The following is a 16,897-nucleotide window of genomic DNA, read 5'->3' on the forward strand; positions in this document are numbered from 1 at the left end:
CTAAGCGTTGCGGCAGAAGCAGCAACGTCACGCGCTAGCCCAACGGTGGCTTCGAAGGGTTGAGTGGTTGTGGTTTCCTCTGACGTGAACGTAGTTCGCACGGGTCGCCGTTCGCCGGCACGGTGGTTGCCGTGGGTGAGCGTCGTCGCTGCCGCGGGCGTGATCTCGGTGATGACCGCTCCGGGCCAAACCGCCGGAATCTCCGTCTTCACCGACCCTCTCATTTCCGAGCTCGACGTCTCCCGCACCGGCATCTCGGTCAGCTACTTCTTTGGCACGCTCGCCGGCGCCTCGGCTCAACCGTTCATCGGCCGCGCTCTCGACCGCTTCGGCGCCCGCTACGTCACGATCGTCATCGGCGCCCTCTTCGCGGGCGTGCTGCTCGCCCTCAGTTTCGTCGACGGCATCGCCGGTCTCACCGCCGGCTTTGTGGGGGTGCGGATGCTCGGCCAGGGCGCCCTCAGCCTCGCTGCCACCACGGCTGTCGCCCGCGCCATCACCCATCGCCGCGGTCTGGCGCTGGGCATCACGGCCGCCATCGGATCCGCCGGAATCTCCCTCGCCCCCGTCGGCCTCGAACGGCTGATCTCGGCCTTGGGCATCCACGCCGCCTGGCGCTGGGAAGCCGCGATCGTGCTTGCCGTCGTCGTACCCCTCGCGTTCATCCTGCCGAAGCGCCGCCGGGTCGTTGCCAGCGACGACGATCTCTCGACGGCACAGATCGTCATCCAGAAGGAATCGTGGATGCTCGGCGAAGCAGCCCGCACCGGCATGTTCTGGGTCATCGCGGCCTCCCTCGCCGTCTCGGGCATGCTGAGCACCGGCCTTGCCTTCCACCAGATCGCGATCCTCGGCGAGCGCGGGCTCACCCCGTTCGAAGCGGCCGCCAACTTTCTGCCGCAAACCGTCACCGGCATTGCCGCGACTCTGGTCGTCGGAGCATTCGTTGACCGTGTGAGCCCCAAACTCTTCGTCGTCTTCTCGATGCTCACGCTCGCGGGTTCGCTGCTACTGCTCTCCGTAGTCGGCCCTGACGGCACCGCCGTTCTTTACGGCCTCGTGCTCGGCGCTGCCGGCGGCACTCTACGCGGGATGGAGGCGGCCGCTTATGTGCGCTACTACGGCACCGCGCACATCGGCTCCATTCGCGGCGTCACGACCGCGATCGCTCTGGGCTCCACCGCTCTCGGGCCCATCGCCCTCGCCCTTGCCGTCGACGTGAGCGGCAACTTCACCGAGCCCGCCGTCTGGTTTGCGAGCCTGCCGATAGCCGTCGCGGTGCTCGCGCTCTTCGTGCGCCCACCGCAGCGCCGCGCGAGAATAGAACCATGAGCACAAGCAACCGCCTTAGCGACCTCGGCATGAAACTCATGAACGGCGTGCACCGCGCGATCCTTGGCGTCTCTGGCGGTCGCCTGGGCTGGACTCTGGGCGGCATGCCCTCACTTGAGCTTCACACCACCGGGCGGGTGTCGGGCATCCGCCGCTCAACCATGCTGACGGCGCCCGTGCACGGGAAGGGCCGCTGGGTGATTGTGGCCTCGAAGGGCGGCGACGACCGCGACCCGCTCTGGTACCGCAACCTGCAGGCGAATCCGGATGCCGAAATCACAACAGTACGCGGGCGCACTATCCCCGTGCGCACCCACACTGCGGATGCCGCCGAGAAGGCCGACTTGTGGCCGCAGATTGTGGCCGTGAATTCTCGCTACGCCGAGTACCAGACCAAGACGACGCGCGATATCCCAGTCGTCATTTGCGAAGAGCGCTAAGCGCGAGAACGCTCCACCTCAGCGGAAACACGAATGGCCCGCGCTCGTGGCGCAGGCCATTCGTTCTGTTCAGTGCGCCAGGCGCATCTCGCCGCGTAGCGGCGAAGCTATAGGTACCGTGTCGCTAAGCGACGAAGCTAGAGGTACCGCGCTGTCTACCGGCGAAGTTCCAAGGTGCAGCACTTCACGCCGCCGCCGCCGAGCAGCAGCTCGGAGAGGTCGACGCCGATGGGGTTGTAGCCGCGTTCCTTGAGCTGGCGCTCGAAGTCTTTGGCGCGCGAGGCGATGACGACGTTGTAGCCGTCGCTGTAGGAGTTGAGTCCGAGCACTGCCGCATCCTCTTCAGTGGCGAGGATGGCGTCGGGGTACAGTGCACGAAGCTTTTCGAGGGAGGGCTCGTCGAAGGCGCTCTCCAGGTAGGCGATGTTGGTCTCGTCGAGCTTCGCGATCGCCGTGTCGACGTGGTAGAAACTCGGGTTAATGAGGTTGAGGGAGACAACGTTGCGGCCCGAAAGCTCTGCAAGCTCCCGGTGGCTTTCGACCGAAGTGCGGAAGCCCATGCCTGCAAGGATGTTGTCGCCGACAAGGAGGAAGTCGCCCTCACCCTCATTAACGTTCTCGGGGGAAGCAACCTCGAGGCCGTTGGCGCCGAACCATTCCATGTAGGCGGGGCCTTCAGCTTTGCGCTCGTCGTAGGTGAAGAGGGCGCCGTAGGCCTTGCCGTCGATCACAAATCCGCCATTGGCGGCGTAGACCATGTCGGGGAGGCCATCGATGGGGTCGATGAGTTCGACGGTAAAGCCGAGGTCGATGTAGGTGTCGTACAGGGTTTGCCACTGCTTCACAGCGAGGCTCGTGTCGGTGGGGTCGTTAGGGTTCATCCACGGGTTGATGCTGTACGTGACCGTGAAGAAGTCGGGACGGCACATCAGCACTGTCTTCGGGATTGCCTGGCGAGCAGGTGTGGTCGAGTCGGTGTCAGTAGTCGTCATAGACTCCAGTGTTTCACGCACCTATCCGCAATGTCTCGGCAATATGCGCACTATTTGCGCGCAAACACTGGTAATTGCACAACAATTCACCGTACTGTGGGCAGATGGACAAGCTGGACGCTGGAATCATCGACATGCTCCGCCTCAACGCCCGCGCAGGCTACGGAGATATTGGAGACGCGGTGGGTCTCTCTGCCTCCGCCGTTAAACGTCGCGTCGATCGCCTCGTCGCCAATGGCACCATCCGCGGCTTCACCGTGCAGGTCGATCCGGCGATCGACGGCATGGGCACCGAAGCGTATGTTGAGCTCTTTTGTCGCGGCAACGTGGCTCCGCACGAACTGAAGCGAATCCTCAGCGCAATCCCTGAAGTGGTGGATGCCGGAACAGTCAGCGGATCGGCCGACGCAGTCGTGCATATGCGCTCGCGCGACATCCACTCTCTTGAGATCGCTCTTGAGCGGCTGCGCACCGCCACGAACATCGACAACACCCGCAGCTCTATCGTGTTGTCGCGCCTGATTCACCGTCGTTACGAGTAGCAGTCTGCCTCGTTGTCGTTCTTGGCAATCTCTTAGATTTGCGCCGTGAAATCGACGCAAAACGACGAAATCCGTTCCGTAACACGATCTTAACCATGTAAACCGTTGCGTCTCACCCGTTTTTCCGGTTGACTACACCCACAGTCGCGAATAAGTTTTCGCGATCTTGGAGGTACGTAGCGTCGTGACAGAGTCATCCCAGAACACAGCCCCCGCCGGTTCAGCCGCAGTGGGTTCCAGTGCACAAACGACGAATGCTAGCGAGCCTGAGGGTTCCGTCGTCCTCGAGGGTGTGACCAAGAAGTTTGGTGGCGCTGTCGCTGTCGACAACATCAGCTTGCACGTGCGTCCGGGAGAGTTCCTCTCCTTGCTCGGCCCTTCCGGTTGCGGAAAGACAACAACCTTGCGCATGCTCGCCGGCTTCGAAGAGCCGACCTCGGGCAGCATCCGCATCTCTGGTCAGGATGTTGTGGGCATTCCTCCCCACAAGCGCAACGTCAACACGGTGTTCCAGGCCTACGCTCTCTTCCCGCACATGAGCGTTGCCGAGAACGTGGCCTACGGGCTTCGCCAAAAAGGCACCCCCAAGTCTGAAATCCGCGAACGCGTCACCGAGTCACTTGATCTCGTGCAAATGCGCTCATTCGCCGATCGCAAGCCCACCCAGCTTTCGGGTGGCCAGCAGCAGCGCATCGCGTTGGCCCGGGCCCTCATCAACCGCCCTGCCGTTCTCCTTCTCGATGAGCCGCTGGGTGCCCTCGACCGCCAGTTGCGCGAAGAAATGCAGATCGAGCTCAAGCTTCTGCAGTCGCGCCTCGGCATCACCTTCATCTTTGTCACGCACGATCAGGGCGAAGCACTTTCGATGAGTGACCGCATCGCGATCATGCGCAAGGGACGCATCGAGCAGCTGGATGACGCGGACTCGATCTACGATTCGCCCGCGAGCGCCTATGTTGCCGGCTTCATTGGCCAACAGAACTTCATCCCGGGCACGATGACAAGCAGCCTCACCGTCATGGAATCGCCGTTCGGCATTATTCATGCGGCCGAGCCGCACGACGACGTTGACCCCGGGATGGCAGCGCAGGCCGCCGTGCGACCCGAGGCTGTGTCCGTAGCGCTCGCCTCGGCATCCGCAAGCTCAGCCCCCACGGCAGAGAATCAGATTCCGGGCACCGTTATTGGTGTCTCGCACCAGGGCGAGACCCTGCAGTTTCTCGTCTCTATTGGTGAAGACCAGACGTTGCTCTCGCGGGTTCCGCGCCCGAATGCGCCCCGACTGGCGATTGGTGACTCCGTGCTCTGCACGTGGGACACCGCATCCGTTCATGTTTTCCCGAGTGAGCAGGCGACTCAGGCTCAGGCCGACATTGCTCGTGCGGTCTCCAACCCAGCACCACCAACAAGTTCAATTTCCCTTTAGAAGGAGCAGCCCGATGTCCCACGAAACTCCCATTCGCATTCTTGCGTCAACGTCAGCAACGAAGATCATCAAGAGCCAGTTGAACCGCCGCCGTTTCCTCGCGCTTTCTGGCGCGGCAGCGAGCGCTGCGGCACTCGCGGCCTGCAGCACCGATTCAGGGTCTAGCTCTTCGCCGCAGGCTACCGGTGGCGCACTCGAGGGTTCGCTCTCGGTCTACAGCTGGGGCGACTACGACGACCCCGACCTGGTCACCGAGTACACCGATGAGCTCGGCCCCACGGTCACGTTCGACGCCTTCAACTCGAATGAAGAGCTCATCTCCAAGCTTGTCGCTGCACGAGGCACCAGTGGCTACGACATCGTCGTTCCCACCGGCCCGTTCATCCCGCAGATGATCGAGAACGGCTTGCTCAGCAAGCTCAACCTCGACCTCATCCCGAATATCGCCGACATGGATCCCGACTTCCTTGGTCGCGACTGGGACCCCAACAACGAGTACTCCATCTGCAAGGCCTGGGGCACGACTGGTTTCGTTTACGACAAGACCAAGATCACTCGCGAACTCACCAACTGGGCTGACTTCATCGACGCGGCCCAGAACGAGGCCAGTGGCAAGACCTCGGTGCTCGACGACCCCGCTCCCCTTCTCGGTATCTACTACTGGGCTAACGGAATCGACTGGAATACCACCGACGAGGCCGACCTTGCTGCCGCGGAAGAGTTCCTGACCACTCAGCTCGCCCCGCACATCTCCGCATTCGACTCCTACCCCGGTGGAGCCGCCATCCCGCAGGCGCAGCACATGCTCATGCAGTCGTGGAACGGTGACGCTCGCATCGGCATCATGGAGAGCGACAACCCCGACCGCTGGCAGTGGGTGCTTGGTTCGCCTGACACGGAACTGTGGATGGATAACTGGGCTATCGCTGAGGGTGCACCCAACCCTGAAGCGGCTCACGCCTTCATTAACTACGTGCTCACACCAGAGGCATCGCTGCGCGAACTCGACTACATCGGCTACCACACCGGCGGAACGGGCATCGAGGACACAGCGCGTGCCGAGGGCCTCGAAATGCTCGACCTCGTGTTCTTCGATGAGGCCCAGGTCAGCACCATGCACACTCAAACCATCGGCGAGGCACAGCAGCGCATCGTTGAAATTTGGGACAAGACGAAGGCGTCGGCCGGCGCCTAACCCGCGACCATCCGGAATTTACTATGACCACTACCGTTGAAGGCCGAACGGCCCCACCGCGAAAGGCGCCCTCGAAGCGCCCTCGCTGGTTGAAGCTGCCCAGCTTTGCCCTCGCCATCCCGGCGTGGGCTTGGCTGTTCGCCTTCTTCGTTGCGCCCGTCGCGCTGGTGGTCTGGTTTAGTTTCGGATACAAGCCGGGCATTTTCGGAACCCACGCCAACGACGTGCTGTCTTTTGACCGCTACGCCGAGGCGTTGTCTCCGACGTTCTTTACAACGTTCCAGAACACACTGTGGGTGGGGGTGGTCGGCACCCTGATATGCCTGGCCATCTCCATCCCGTTTGCATATTGGCTCGCCTTTAAGGCTCCGGTCGCACGACGTGGCATCCTGCTCGCGATGGTCATGATTCCGTTCTGGACGAACTTCCTGGTTCGCACCATCGGATGGCAGATCATCCTGGCGCCGAGTGGAATCCTTTCGGACGCCCTTCAGTCGATCGGCATGCTGAACGAGCCCCTCGAAATTCTTTACACCCGCACCGCCGTGCTGATCGGTGTGGTCTACAACTACTTGCCGCTCATGATCCTGCCCATGTTTGTGGCATTCGACCGCGTATCGCTCCCGATGCGTGAAGCAAGCAAAGATCTTGGTGCTGGCCGCTGGTCGACCTTCATGAACGTGACCCTGCCGTTGGCCAAGCCGGGCATCATCGTCGGCATCCTGCTTGTGTACATCCCACTCATGGGTGACTACATCACGGCAACGGTGCTCGGTGGAGCAAAGGGAAACATGGCGGGCCAAATGGTCGCCAACCAGTTCCAGACCGCTCAGAACTGGGCGCTGGGATCAGCAATGGCTGTTGTGCTCGTGCTCACGATTCTCACCACGGTGGGAATCGCCGCGCTTGTCACGTGGCTTGCGGCATGGCCCCTGCGCGCCAATCAAAAACTCGTGTTGGGAGACAAGTCATGAAGCGACTCGCCCTGACAGATATTTCGCTCAAAGTATGGGCCGTGATCGTCTTCGCGTTCCTCTTTGCGCCCATCGCCGTCATCATCATCTACTCGTTCAACGAGGGCCGCCTTTTGGTCTCGTGGGATCAGTTCGGTTTCGGTTCGTTCGCGGCGATCGTCACAAAACCAGCGATTACGGATGCCGTGCTGGTGTCGATCCAGACCGGTTTCATTGCGGCGCTCATTGCGACCGCTCTCGGAACAATGGCGGGCGTTGCACTGGCTCGTCGGGCCGGCAAGTGGGCACCCGCGTTCCTGATTCTGCTCGTGCTTGTCACCGTCACCCCTGAAATCGTGGATGCCGTTTCACTCTTGCCGTGGATGGTCTTCCTCGGTCAGGATGTCGGCCTCAGCATGTTCGATAACGGAATCGTGCGACTCGTCGTTGGTCACTCCCTGTTCGCCACCGCTGTTGTTGCCTACATTGTGCGCTCGCGCCTCGTCGGAATCGACGAGAGCTTGGAGGAGGCCGCTGCCGACCTTTACGCTCCCCCGTTCAAGCGCTTCACGCAGATCACTCTCCCGCTCGTGATGCCGGCTGTACTCGCCGGTGGCCTTCTCTCGTTCACCCTCAGCCTCGACAACACGATCGTTTCTGCCTTCGTGCAGGTATCGGGTTCAACCCCGTGGCCCGTCTACGTGCTGAGCGCTGTGCGCACCGGGCTCCGCCCCGAGATCGCCGCCGTCTCCACGATCATGCTGCTGCTCACGCTCGCGGCACTCGGTCTCGTCGCCTACGTCTTGCGTCGCGCTGGCGACTCGGCCACCGACATCGCCAAGACTGTGGGTGGCGGCTAGGTCGCTCCCCCGCTCCTGACCGCAGCAGTTCGAACGAACCAGAAGGTGCACGACCATGACGTTTGCTGACCTCGTTTTTACCGGTGGCCCCGTCTTCACGGCTACCGGCGATGAACCGTGCCGCGGAAGCGTGGCCGTGCGCGACGGCCGCATCATCGCTGTCAGCAGCGTCGACGCCGACATCCAGCCCTTCATCGGTCCCGCTACCGAGGTTGTTGACCTTGATGGCAAGCTCCTTATTCCCGGATTTCAGGATGCTCACGTGCACGCCGTGTGGGGTGGGCTCGACCTCATCCGCTGTGATCTCTCCGGGGACTCAACACGCGATGAGTATGTAGCGCGGCTGAAGAACTATGCCGCGGCGAACCCTGAGCTCGAGTGGATTTTGGGCGGTGGCTGGAACATGTCGGCCTTCCCCGGTGGCACGCCAACGGCATCCGATCTTGATCTGGCTGTTGCCGACCGCCCCGCGTTCATTCCGAACCGCGACGGCCACGGTGCCTGGGTGAACTCGCGCGCGCTGGAGATTGCCGGCATCACCGCCGAGACGCCCGACCCCGCCGATGGCCGCATCGAGCGCGACGCCGACGGCAATCCCACCGGCACGCTGCACGAGGGCGCGATGTCGCTCGTGAACACGCTGCTGCCCGAAACGTCGCCCGAAGATTACAGTCGCGCGCTTCTGATCGGGCAAGAGTATTTGCACTCCCTGGGCATCACCGCGTGGCAAGACGCCATCTTGGGCGGCTATGGGGATGCCGGCGATGCCACTCCCGCGTACATGGCGGCGGCCGAGTCTGGTGAGCTGACCGCGCGCGTGGTCGGTGCCCTCTGGTGGGATCGCACGCGTGGGCCCGAACAGATTCCCGAGCTTGTGATGCGCCGGGACAAGAACGCCACCGGTCGCTTCGCCGCGACGAGTGTGAAGATCATGCAAGACGGCGTCGCCGAGAACTTCACCGCCGCGATGCTCGAGCCCTACCTCGATGGTTGCGGCCACCACACCGACAACTCCGGCATCTCGTTTGTGGATGCCGCCCAGCTCATCTCGAACGTCACTGAACTCGACGCCCTCGGCTTCCAAGTGCACTTCCACGCCATCGGCGACCGCGCCGTGCGCGAGTGCCTCGACGCGGTTGAGGCAGCGCGAGCGATCAACGGCCCCAACGACAACCGTCACCACATTGCGCACCTTCAGGTCGTGCATCCGGATGACATTCACCGCTTCGCTGAGATAGGCGTGACCGCCAACCTGCAGTCGTACTGGGCCGCGCTCGAGCCGCAGATGGTCGACCTGACACTGCCATTCTTGGGCGACCCGCGCAGTTCCTGGCAGTACCCGTGGGCCGACCTGCACCGCGCCGGAACGCACTTGGCGTCCGGCAGCGACTGGTCGGTGTCGAGCCCTGACCCGATGGCGGCCATCCATGTTGCCGTTAATCGCAGGGCAGCTCCCGGCCACGAAGAGGGCGACTACGACGCGTTCTTGCCCGAGCAGAGCATTGATCTGCTCACCGCGATGACCGCCTACACCGCCGGTTCAGCGTTCACCAACCATCTCGATGCGACGGGCACGATCGCGGTCGGCAAGCTTGCCGACCTGGTCGTTCTCGATCGCAACCCCTTCGCGGGTGCCACGGCCGACATCGGCCGCACCCGCACCGAGCAGACGTTCGTCGAAGGCGAGCGCGTGTACCGCGCGCCCGCCCAACCATAAAGCTCGCCGCCACGGCGAGAGAGGAAAGTGCCCCATGGGCAAGATAGTGTTCGAAAGAAATGTGCCAGCGGCATCCGTGATCAGCCACTCCCTTGAGGGTTCGATGCACAAGCCGTTCTGGATTGACGATGTGAAGGATGCCCGCACCTTCCCCGCGCTGGCTGGCGATGTAACCGCCGACCTCGCCATTGTGGGAGGAGGATATCTCGGCCTCTGGACCGCGGTGCTCGCCAAGCAACGCAACCCCGATGCGCGCGTCGTGCTGCTCGAAGCCCGCGAACTCGGCTGGGCAGCGTCGGGCCGCAACGGCGGTTTCTGCGAAGCGAGCCTCACCCACGGCGAAGAGAATGGTCTGAGCCGCTGGCCGAAAGAGTACGAACAGCTCGATCGCCTGGGCCTGCAGAACCTCGATGAGATCGAGGCGACCGTGAACTCGTTGAAGCTTGATGTCGACTTTGAGCGCACGGGCTCGCTCGACCTTGCGATCGAAGAGCACGAGATCGAGTGGCTGAAAGAGGCAGAGACCAACGACGACACTGTCTTTCTCGACGAGGCTGCCATTCGGGCCCAGGTCAACTCGCCCACCTACCTCGCCGGCGTCTGGAACAAGCGCATCAACGCGCTTGTCCATCCCGCGAAGCTGGTTCGTGAACTGGCTCGAGTCGCGAGCGAACTCGGTGTCGAGATTTTTGAGAACTCACCGGTTCGTGAGGTCGAGACATCCGGTGGCCCAACGGATGCCGCAGTCGTGCACACCAAGAAGGGTCGCGTTCACGCGGCCAGGGTTGCGCTCGCGACTAACGCTTTTCCGTCGTTGCTGAAGCGTGCGCGCCTGCACACGGTTCCCGTCTATGACTATGTGCTCATGACGGAACCCTTGAGCCCCGAGCAACTCGCGTCGATCGGCTGGTCGAACCGTCAGGGTCTTGCCGACATGGCGAACCAGTTCCACTACTACCGCCTCAGCGCTGACAACCGCATTCTGTTCGGCGGCTATGACGCGGTTTACCATTACGGCCGCAAGGTTCGCGATGAGTATGAGAACCGTCCGGAGAGCTTCGAGCGCCTCGCAAGTCATTTCTTCACGACGTTCCCGCAGTTGGAGGGCCTCAAGTTCAGCCACCGCTGGGCAGGCGCCATCGATGCGTCGACTCAGTTCAGCGCGTTCTTCGGCCTCGCTCGCAATGGGCGTGTGGCGTACTCGGCTGGCTTCACGGGGCTCGGTGTCGGGGCGACTCGCTTCGCCGCGCAGGTGATGCTCGACAAGCTCGACGGCCTCACGACGGAGCGCACCGAGCTGGAGATGGTGAAGAAGATGCCGCTTCCGTTCCCACCCGAGCCGATTGCCTCCGTGGGCATTCAGGCCACGCGCTGGTCGCTCAATCGTGCCGACCACAACCAGGGTCGCCGCAACGTGATTCTCAAAACATTGGATGCGCTGGGGCTCGGTTTCGACTCCTAGCCAGGCGTTCGTGCGGCCGGTGCTTTCGCGGCTCCGGTCGCGCAACAACCCGCGCCCCGCGACCGCACCTGTCAGTCACCTGTAATAACTTGCACACTTATGTGCAAGTTATTACAGTGGCGGAATGACCACTTCCGCTCCCCGTCGCCCGCGACAGGACGCAGTCGATAACCGCGCCGGCATTCTCAGTGCCGCCACCGCCGCTATTGCCCACGATCCCCAGGCGTCGATCAACACCATCGCCCGCAGCGCCGGGCTCTCTCGCCGCGCTCTCTACGGCCACTTCGCCGACCGCAACGCACTTCTCGCCGAGATCATCGATGCTGGCGCCAAACGTTTCAACCGCATCGCCCTCGACGTCACCGACGCCAACGCCCAAGTCGCGCTTGCCCGCCTCACCTCACTGCTGTGGCAACAGGCCGCCCACGTGCAGGTTGCCGCCTCCATCGCCCTCGATGACGCTCACCTCGAAGCCACCGGAAAAGCACTCGCACCGCTACGGCATGCCGTTGCCGCCATCCTTCAGCGCGGCCAGAATGACGGCACACTGCGCACCGATGTGGATGTCACCACCCTCGCCCGCCTTGTCGAAGAAGCAGCGCGCGCCGCCATCACTCGCGTCGATGCGTCTCTGCCCGAAGCTCGTTCCCTCGCCGTGCGCACGACGCTCAGCATGGCTGGCCTCTCATGGCGCGAGACGGTAGCGCTGCTCGAGGCGCATCCCGATATTCTCGGCGCTCCGGCCGCTGATGGCGCTGCCCCCGCCGACACCGCTCCGGCTGCTGGCGATGCTGCGACGGCTGGCGATGCTGCGACCGGCGATACTCCCGCGGCTGGGGCCAAACGCTGATGCGCGTCGAGCTGAGCGGAGTGACGAAGGGTCACGACGCCGAAGACTTGCCTGCGACATCCACCACCTTTGACAGCGGCACAGTCACGCTGGCTGTTGCCGAGACCGAACAGCGCCCGACCGTGCTCGGCCTTATTGCCTCTGGTCGCATGCGGCCAGACTCGGGCACCGTCACGATCGATGGTCGAGCGGATGCCCGTGCACTCCGCCGGAGCGTTGCTCTCGTTGATGCGCCCGGTGTTTCTGACCCGGATGCCGGAGTGCCGCTCGTCGGTGTCGTCGCCGAAGAGCTCATGTTCGCTGGCCGTCGCGCTGACCCGCTCTCGGCCCGACGCTGGCTCGACGCGGCGGGCTTTCGTTCCCTTGCCTCGACCGCGATAGCCGACATTGAGCCGATCACGAGACTGCGGGTGCTGTGCGAGCTGGCCGTTCTGCGGCCCCACGTCGAAGCCCTCGTCGTGACCGCACCTGACCGCCACGGCGGTCAACCCCTCGACTGGTGGGCCCTCTTGGGCGAGTTTGCCGATCGCGGCCTCGCCGTTCTCGCGGTCGCCGGTCGTGCCTCCGAATGGGCCATTACCCACGCCGATGTGATCGAGCGTGCCGAATCTGCCGAAGCATCTCTGCGCAACAGCCTGGGAGCTTTCGACGAACGTAGCGCTGCCTGGGCCCAAAGTGGCGGCGGCGTAGGAGTAGACAACGTATGAAGGTTCCCGCAATGATCGCCGCTGAACTGCGGCGACTCACTTCGTCACGCATGGCGATGCTCGCCTTGCTCGCGCTCATGGCCGTGCCCGTGCTCTATGGCGGCGTGTACCTCTGGGCCAACCAAGACCCCTACGGCAGCTTTGCCGAAGTGCCGGTCGGGTTGGTCGTCAACGACGATGGCGTGCCCGCAGACGGCGATGACGAGGCTGTGAACTACGGCCAGCAAGTCGCCGACGATCTGCTCGAGGGCAATGACTTCGAATGGCACGTGCTTTCCCCCGGCGACGCTGAGACGGCGCTGGCCGACGGCGATGTCGACTTCACGGTGACTATTCCGCACGATTTCTCGGATGCCCTCACCTCCATCGCAGACACCGATCCCCATCAGGCTGAGATCGACCTCGAAACCAACGATGCCAACAACTACTTGGCGTCCACGATCGGCAAACAGGCCGTCGAACAGATCCGGCGGTCGGTAGCGGAACTCGTGGGAGAAGAAGCGGCCGGCACTCTGCTGACGGCGATCTCTGACATCCGGTCGGAGCTGTCGGATGCCGCCGATGGCGCGTCCCAACTTCTCGACGGCTCGCACGACGCCGTCTCTGGTGCTGGTGAGCTCTCGGATGGCGCGAGCACTCTGACTTCGGGACTGACCGAGCTCAGCACCGCCACCGACACCCTCGCGAGCGGAGCCGACCAGGTCGCCGCCGGAGCAGCCCAGGTCGCCGCCGGCAACACCGAGCTTGCCGGGTACGCCGATCGTGCAGGCACGGCGGCCCAAGGCATCGCAGATGCCCTCCCCACCGCTCGCGCCGACCTCGTGACCGCGCTTACCGAGCAGGGGCTCGACGCGACTGAGATTGATGACGTGCTCACGGCACTCGACCCGCTCAGTGATCGCATCGCGGAGGGCAATGGCACCGTGCAGTCCGCGGTGTCTCAGGTCGATGAACTTGCCGCCGGCGCGAACACGCTCGCGGGTAGCGCAGCTCAGCTCGCCTCGGGGGCACAGCAGATTGCCACAGCGACCGGCTCCGCAACATCCGGAGCATCAACACTCAGCGATGGAGTGAGCACCCTCAAAGACGGCCTCGGCACTCTCGCCGACGGCACCGCCGAACTGCGCGACGGCCTCGCGAGCGGCGTCGAGGAACTGCCCAACTCGAGCGAAGCACTGCGTGCCCTTCAGGCCGAAACGATTGCTGACCCGGTCGCGGTTGAGACCAGCGCCGTGACGACCGCCGGCAACTATGGTGCCGGCCTTGCCCCATTCTTCACGGCTCTGGCGGGCTGGATCGGCATCTACGCCCTCTTCCTCATTGTGAAGCCCGTCTCCAAACGGGCCGTGACCGCTCTGCGATCACCGATTCGCGTGACCCTGGCCGGCTGGCTCACGCCCGCCATGCTCGGTGCCCTTCAAATGGTGGCGCTGTTTGGCGTGCTTGCTATCGCTCTCGGCTTCAACTTCACGCATCCCGTCGGCACCCTCGGGGTGATGATCACCGCGAGCTTCACCTACGCGGCCATCATTCTGGCCCTCAACATCTGGTTCGGCTCCGTCGGTCAATTCTTGGGGCTCGTACTCATGGTGCTGCAACTCGTGACCGCGGGTGGCACCTTCCCGTGGCAGACCCTGCCCGCTCCTCTTGCCGCACTGCACCACGTTCTGCCGATGGGCTACGTCGTGGATGCCATGCGTCAATTCATGTACGGCGGCGACATCGCCCGAGTCGGCACCGACGCCCTCGTGCTCGGCGCCTGGCTCGGTGGCGCGCTCATCCTTTCTGCCATCGGAGTGACACGCATGACCCACCGCCGCACCCTGCGCGATCTGCAGCCCAGTCTCATAGGCTGAGCCCATGACCGAACCCGCAGCACTCCTCAGCCCCGGCACGCCCCTCGCGGCGAGCGCCGTGCCCGTCGCCCACGAAGCCCTTGACGCAGACGAGGTGGTGGAGGGCACTCCCACCGCGGGTTACGCCGTGCTCGACACCCTCGGCGACAGTGAGATCGGCATCTGGGAAATGACGGTAGGCACCGCAACAGACACCGAGGTCGATGAGGTCTTTGTGGTCATTAGCGGGCGCGCCAGCATCCACTTCGCTGCGGATGATCGCACCGTCGTTGTCGGCCCCGGCGATGTTGTGCGGCTCACCGACGGCATGCAGACCACCTGGACGATCACCGAAACGCTGCGCAAGATCTACATCAGCTAGCTCGCGCGCGCCGCCAAGCACGGCTGCGTCGCGTACCGTAGGAGCATGATCACACGCCGGGAAGTTGCACTCCGCCTCGACATTCCTTTGGAGATGGCGAGACGGCATGACCTCCCGAATCGCATGTCGGATGCCGAGTTCGAAGAGCTACAAGCCAACCCACCAGCGTGGCTGGTTCAGTCGCTCGCCAACCGCACCGGCAAGCGCCCCGTCTGGATGCAGCTCACCTGCACGGTCTGCGGCTTCACGGAGGCAGCCCGCCCCAAGAAGTGGTGGCCAGCATTCACGTACCTGACGTGCGATTGGCATGACGCAGATGAGCTGCCCGCTCCCGCTGAGGGCGTGTTCCGCTCCGAGGTCGACGGCATTGGCAGTCGCTTCGTCGGCATCGTCGACGAAGCCGTTAAGTCCTGAGCTGACTCCCCGGCGGCGTTCGCGCGGGCACTGAACTACTTCGTCGGTAGTGGTTTCGCTGCGCCGGCGAGCACGAGTGCCACCACAATCGGCACTCCGATCGCGAGCAAAGCGCCCCTGATTCCGACGGCGTCACCGAGGAAGCCCAGTAGTGGTGGTCCGGCAAGGAATGCCACGTAGCCGATAGTGGCAACGACAGACACTCTGGCCGCAGCGTGTTTGGGGTCGTCGGCTGCTGCCGACATCCCCATCGGGAAGGCGAGCGCGGCCCCGACCCCCCAGAGGGCGACCCCGATCAGGGCGAGCCAGAGGGTGGGCGCGAGCACGAAGATGGTGAGACCGATAGCGGCGGCGGCCATGCTGCCCCGCAGCACCGGAACGCGACCGAAGGCATCGATCGCCCGGCCGCCGAAGAAACGCATGGCCGTCATCGCGAGCACAAAGGTAGCGAACATGAAGGCACCGTTCGCTTCGGTGACCTCGAGTCCGTCGACGGCGGCCTTGGCGATCCAGTCGTTTCCGGCACCCTCCGTGAGGGTCGCGCCAAGCACGACTACTCCGATCAGCAGGGTACGGCGGTCGGTCCAGGCGCTGCGCACTTTCGGCGAAGCAACGTCGTTCTCGGGCTGAGCTGGCTCCGGGATGCGCGGCGCAAAGTAGCGCGGCAGCCATTGCGTCGCCACCGCTACGACTACGGCGATGACAAAGAGATGCGCCGGCAGTCCCACGCCGAGGTTGGCGAGGCCCGCGCCGATGATGGCGCCGAGGAATGCTCCCCCGCTGAAAGCGGCGTGCAACTGCGGCATGATGGTGCGCCCCAGCCTGTGTTCAACGTCGGCGCCCTCGATATTGATGGCGACGTCCCAGAGCCCAATTCCGATGCCAAAAACGAAGAGAGAGATTGCGGTGCCGACGGTGGTCTCAGCAGAAAGCGAGAGCGCAATGCCTGCCCCGGCGAGGGCGGCAAACAATCCCCCGGCGCGCACCGTGTTGGCGGCGCCGATCCGCTCGGTGATGTAGCCCGCCGTCGGGAGGGCGACAAGAGAACCCACCGCGAGGCACAGCAGCAGTCCGCCCATCTGGCCCGGCGTGAGGCCCAGCGTCTCGGTGACGGCCGGAATACGGGCCGCCCAGCTGGCAAACACCAACCCGTTAATTCCAAAGACGACGAAGGTCGCAATCGTGGCAGCGCGAAGGCGAGCCGGAGTGGCAGGAGCGGTCATGGGCCAATTCTCTCAGCAACCCTCCTCCGCGAATTACGGCAGCGGCATTGGCGAGATGTCGACGTCTACCGCCCCGAACGGGAAGGGGAAGAAGAACGTGCCGCCACCATCCCAGTCCATAATCGGAATCAGCGAAAACCAGACGTAACTGATGATCAGGGATGCGACCGCCAGAATGACGATGCCGGCGGCGGCACGGTCGAGATAGCGCACCGCGTCTGCAACCGTGTTCGCCCGGCGATGCACTGCGCGAATCGCAAGAATCGTGATGACAGCGATAGCGATGTAGATAATGCCGCTGGGCCCCAGAGTGAGAGAGATGCACTGCGGCACACCGTCGGTGACGTTGCCGTCCGCATCGAGTACGTCGCCGTCTCCGTTGAATCCGCCAGCACAATACCCTTTGCCCGCCGTAAGAAACGCGCCGTAACCGAACGCCGCGAGCGCCGCCGTGGTGATCAGTCGCTGGATGCGCGCCACGATTATCTTGGCCTGCGACAAGTCGGTCGACTCCACCGTCTCGGTCATCGACTCCTGGGACATGGGAACCTCCTCGCGTTAATTCGT

At 63.6% G+C, this 16,897-nt stretch carries 17 protein-coding genes; 14 read left to right on the plus strand and 3 right to left on the minus strand.

The window, feature by feature from the left end; all coding sequences use genetic code 11:
• Positions 1–69: 69 nt before the first annotated feature.
• Both I6E73_RS00465 and I6E73_RS00470 read left to right on the plus strand, forming a co-directional pair.
• On the plus strand, positions 70–1,332 hold the full coding sequence (locus I6E73_RS00465; RefSeq protein WP_307784187.1) for an MFS transporter: 1,263 nt from the start codon (positions 70–72) through the stop codon (positions 1,330–1,332).
• On the plus strand, positions 1,329–1,772 hold the full coding sequence (locus I6E73_RS00470) for a nitroreductase/quinone reductase family protein (RefSeq protein WP_197122227.1): 444 nt from the start codon (positions 1,329–1,331) through the stop codon (positions 1,770–1,772). The genes I6E73_RS00465 and I6E73_RS00470 overlap by 4 nt, the downstream gene beginning before the upstream one ends.
• A gap of 155 nt (positions 1,773–1,927) precedes the next feature.
• Here I6E73_RS00470 and ddaH read toward each other — a convergent pair whose 3' ends face one another.
• Entirely contained in the window at positions 1,928–2,764 is an 837-nt protein-coding gene (gene ddaH, locus I6E73_RS00475; protein WP_197122230.1) for a dimethylargininase, read from the minus strand.
• Positions 2,765–2,868: 104 nt separating this feature from the next.
• Here ddaH and I6E73_RS00480 point away from each other — a divergent pair, with 104 nt between their 5' ends.
• The 12 genes from I6E73_RS00480 to I6E73_RS00535 all read left to right on the plus strand — a co-directional run bounded on the left by I6E73_RS00480 (position 2,869) and on the right by I6E73_RS00535 (position 15,107).
• The gene (locus I6E73_RS00480; RefSeq protein WP_197122233.1) at positions 2,869–3,306 is read left to right on the plus strand and encodes an Lrp/AsnC family transcriptional regulator; all 438 of its coding nucleotides are present in this window, start codon (positions 2,869–2,871) and stop codon (positions 3,304–3,306) included.
• 184 nt (positions 3,307–3,490) lie between these two features.
• Positions 3,491–4,732 carry an ABC transporter ATP-binding protein gene (locus I6E73_RS00485; protein ID WP_307783737.1) on the plus strand — a complete coding sequence of 414 codons (1,242 nt, stop codon included), beginning with the start codon at positions 3,491–3,493 and terminating at the stop codon, positions 4,730–4,732.
• Positions 4,733–4,745: 13 nt separating this feature from the next.
• A complete protein-coding gene (locus tag I6E73_RS00490; RefSeq protein ID WP_197122236.1) occupies positions 4,746–5,927 on the plus strand; it encodes a spermidine/putrescine ABC transporter substrate-binding protein in 1,182 nt (393 codons plus the stop codon).
• A gap of 23 nt (positions 5,928–5,950) precedes the next feature.
• On the plus strand, positions 5,951–6,901 hold the full coding sequence (locus I6E73_RS00495) for an ABC transporter permease (protein WP_231599610.1): 951 nt from the start codon (positions 5,951–5,953) through the stop codon (positions 6,899–6,901).
• The gene (locus I6E73_RS00500; protein ID WP_197122239.1) at positions 6,898–7,740 is read left to right on the plus strand and encodes an ABC transporter permease; all 843 of its coding nucleotides are present in this window, start codon (positions 6,898–6,900) and stop codon (positions 7,738–7,740) included. The genes I6E73_RS00495 and I6E73_RS00500 overlap by 4 nt, the downstream gene beginning before the upstream one ends.
• Positions 7,741–7,795: 55 nt before the next feature.
• Positions 7,796–9,457, plus strand: a complete 1,662-nt coding sequence (locus I6E73_RS00505) for an amidohydrolase (RefSeq protein WP_197122242.1) — start codon at positions 7,796–7,798, stop codon at positions 9,455–9,457.
• Between the two features lie 34 nt (positions 9,458–9,491).
• Entirely contained in the window at positions 9,492–10,919 is a 1,428-nt protein-coding gene (locus I6E73_RS00510; RefSeq protein ID WP_197122246.1) for an FAD-binding oxidoreductase, read from the plus strand.
• 124 nt (positions 10,920–11,043) lie between these two features.
• Positions 11,044–11,769 carry a TetR/AcrR family transcriptional regulator gene (locus I6E73_RS00515; protein ID WP_197122248.1) on the plus strand — a complete coding sequence of 242 codons (726 nt, stop codon included), beginning with the start codon at positions 11,044–11,046 and terminating at the stop codon, positions 11,767–11,769.
• A 20-nt stretch (positions 11,770–11,789) separates the two neighbouring features.
• The gene (locus I6E73_RS00520; RefSeq protein WP_307784188.1) at positions 11,790–12,476 is read left to right on the plus strand and encodes a hypothetical protein; all 687 of its coding nucleotides are present in this window, start codon (positions 11,790–11,792) and stop codon (positions 12,474–12,476) included.
• A complete protein-coding gene (locus I6E73_RS00525) occupies positions 12,473–14,332 on the plus strand; it encodes a YhgE/Pip domain-containing protein (protein WP_197122253.1) in 1,860 nt (619 codons plus the stop codon). Before I6E73_RS00520 ends, I6E73_RS00525 begins: the two co-directional genes overlap by 4 nt.
• A gap of 4 nt (positions 14,333–14,336) precedes the next feature.
• Complete coding sequence (locus I6E73_RS00530; RefSeq protein ID WP_197122254.1) at positions 14,337–14,693, plus strand: cupin domain-containing protein; 357 nt, start codon at positions 14,337–14,339, stop codon at positions 14,691–14,693.
• A gap of 45 nt (positions 14,694–14,738) precedes the next feature.
• The gene (locus tag I6E73_RS00535) at positions 14,739–15,107 is read left to right on the plus strand and encodes a hypothetical protein (protein WP_197122001.1); all 369 of its coding nucleotides are present in this window, start codon (positions 14,739–14,741) and stop codon (positions 15,105–15,107) included.
• Positions 15,108–15,142: 35 nt separating this feature from the next.
• On the opposite strand, the gene I6E73_RS00540 is transcribed toward I6E73_RS00535, so the two are convergent.
• Together I6E73_RS00540 and I6E73_RS00545 are read right to left on the minus strand one after the other, a co-directional pair.
• A complete protein-coding gene (locus I6E73_RS00540; protein WP_197122256.1) occupies positions 15,143–16,330 on the minus strand; it encodes an MFS transporter in 1,188 nt (395 codons plus the stop codon).
• A 33-nt stretch (positions 16,331–16,363) separates the two neighbouring features.
• Positions 16,364–16,873: a hypothetical protein gene (locus tag I6E73_RS00545; RefSeq protein ID WP_197122258.1), complete on the minus strand. Its 510-nt coding sequence runs from the start codon at positions 16,871–16,873 to the stop codon at positions 16,364–16,366.
• Between the last annotated feature and the right edge of the window lie 24 nt (positions 16,874–16,897).

Source organism: Salinibacterium sp. SWN248, assembly GCF_015864575.1.
Lineage (GTDB): Bacteria > Actinomycetota > Actinomycetes > Actinomycetales > Microbacteriaceae > Rhodoglobus.

What these genes read in the sequence shown, in the direction of transcription:
- I6E73_RS00505 (WP_197122242.1), top strand. Translation starts at nt 7,796, where the DNA reads ATGACGTTTGCTGACCTCGTTTTTACCGGTGGCCCCGTCTTCACGGCT.
- I6E73_RS00530 (WP_197122254.1), top strand. Translation starts at nt 14,337, where the DNA reads ATGACCGAACCCGCAGCACTCCTCAGCCCCGGCACGCCCCTCGCGGCG.
- I6E73_RS00500 (WP_197122239.1), top strand. Translation starts at nt 6,898, where the DNA reads ATGAAGCGACTCGCCCTGACAGATATTTCGCTCAAAGTATGGGCCGTG.
- I6E73_RS00545 (WP_197122258.1), bottom strand. Translation starts at nt 16,873, where the DNA reads ATGTCCCAGGAGTCGATGACCGAGACGGTGGAGTCGACCGACTTGTCG.
- I6E73_RS00515 (WP_197122248.1), top strand. Translation starts at nt 11,044, where the DNA reads ATGACCACTTCCGCTCCCCGTCGCCCGCGACAGGACGCAGTCGATAAC.
- I6E73_RS00540 (WP_197122256.1), bottom strand. Translation starts at nt 16,330, where the DNA reads ATGACCGCTCCTGCCACTCCGGCTCGCCTTCGCGCTGCCACGATTGCG.
- I6E73_RS00490 (WP_197122236.1), top strand. Translation starts at nt 4,746, where the DNA reads ATGTCCCACGAAACTCCCATTCGCATTCTTGCGTCAACGTCAGCAACG.
- I6E73_RS00480 (WP_197122233.1), top strand. Translation starts at nt 2,869, where the DNA reads ATGGACAAGCTGGACGCTGGAATCATCGACATGCTCCGCCTCAACGCC.
- I6E73_RS00470 (WP_197122227.1), top strand. Translation starts at nt 1,329, where the DNA reads ATGAGCACAAGCAACCGCCTTAGCGACCTCGGCATGAAACTCATGAAC.
- ddaH (WP_197122230.1), bottom strand. Translation starts at nt 2,764, where the DNA reads ATGACGACTACTGACACCGACTCGACCACACCTGCTCGCCAGGCAATC.
- I6E73_RS00495 (WP_231599610.1), top strand. Translation starts at nt 5,951, where the DNA reads ATGACCACTACCGTTGAAGGCCGAACGGCCCCACCGCGAAAGGCGCCC.
- I6E73_RS00510 (WP_197122246.1), top strand. Translation starts at nt 9,492, where the DNA reads ATGGGCAAGATAGTGTTCGAAAGAAATGTGCCAGCGGCATCCGTGATC.
- I6E73_RS00535 (WP_197122001.1), top strand. Translation starts at nt 14,739, where the DNA reads ATGATCACACGCCGGGAAGTTGCACTCCGCCTCGACATTCCTTTGGAG.
- I6E73_RS00525 (WP_197122253.1), top strand. Translation starts at nt 12,473, where the DNA reads ATGAAGGTTCCCGCAATGATCGCCGCTGAACTGCGGCGACTCACTTCG.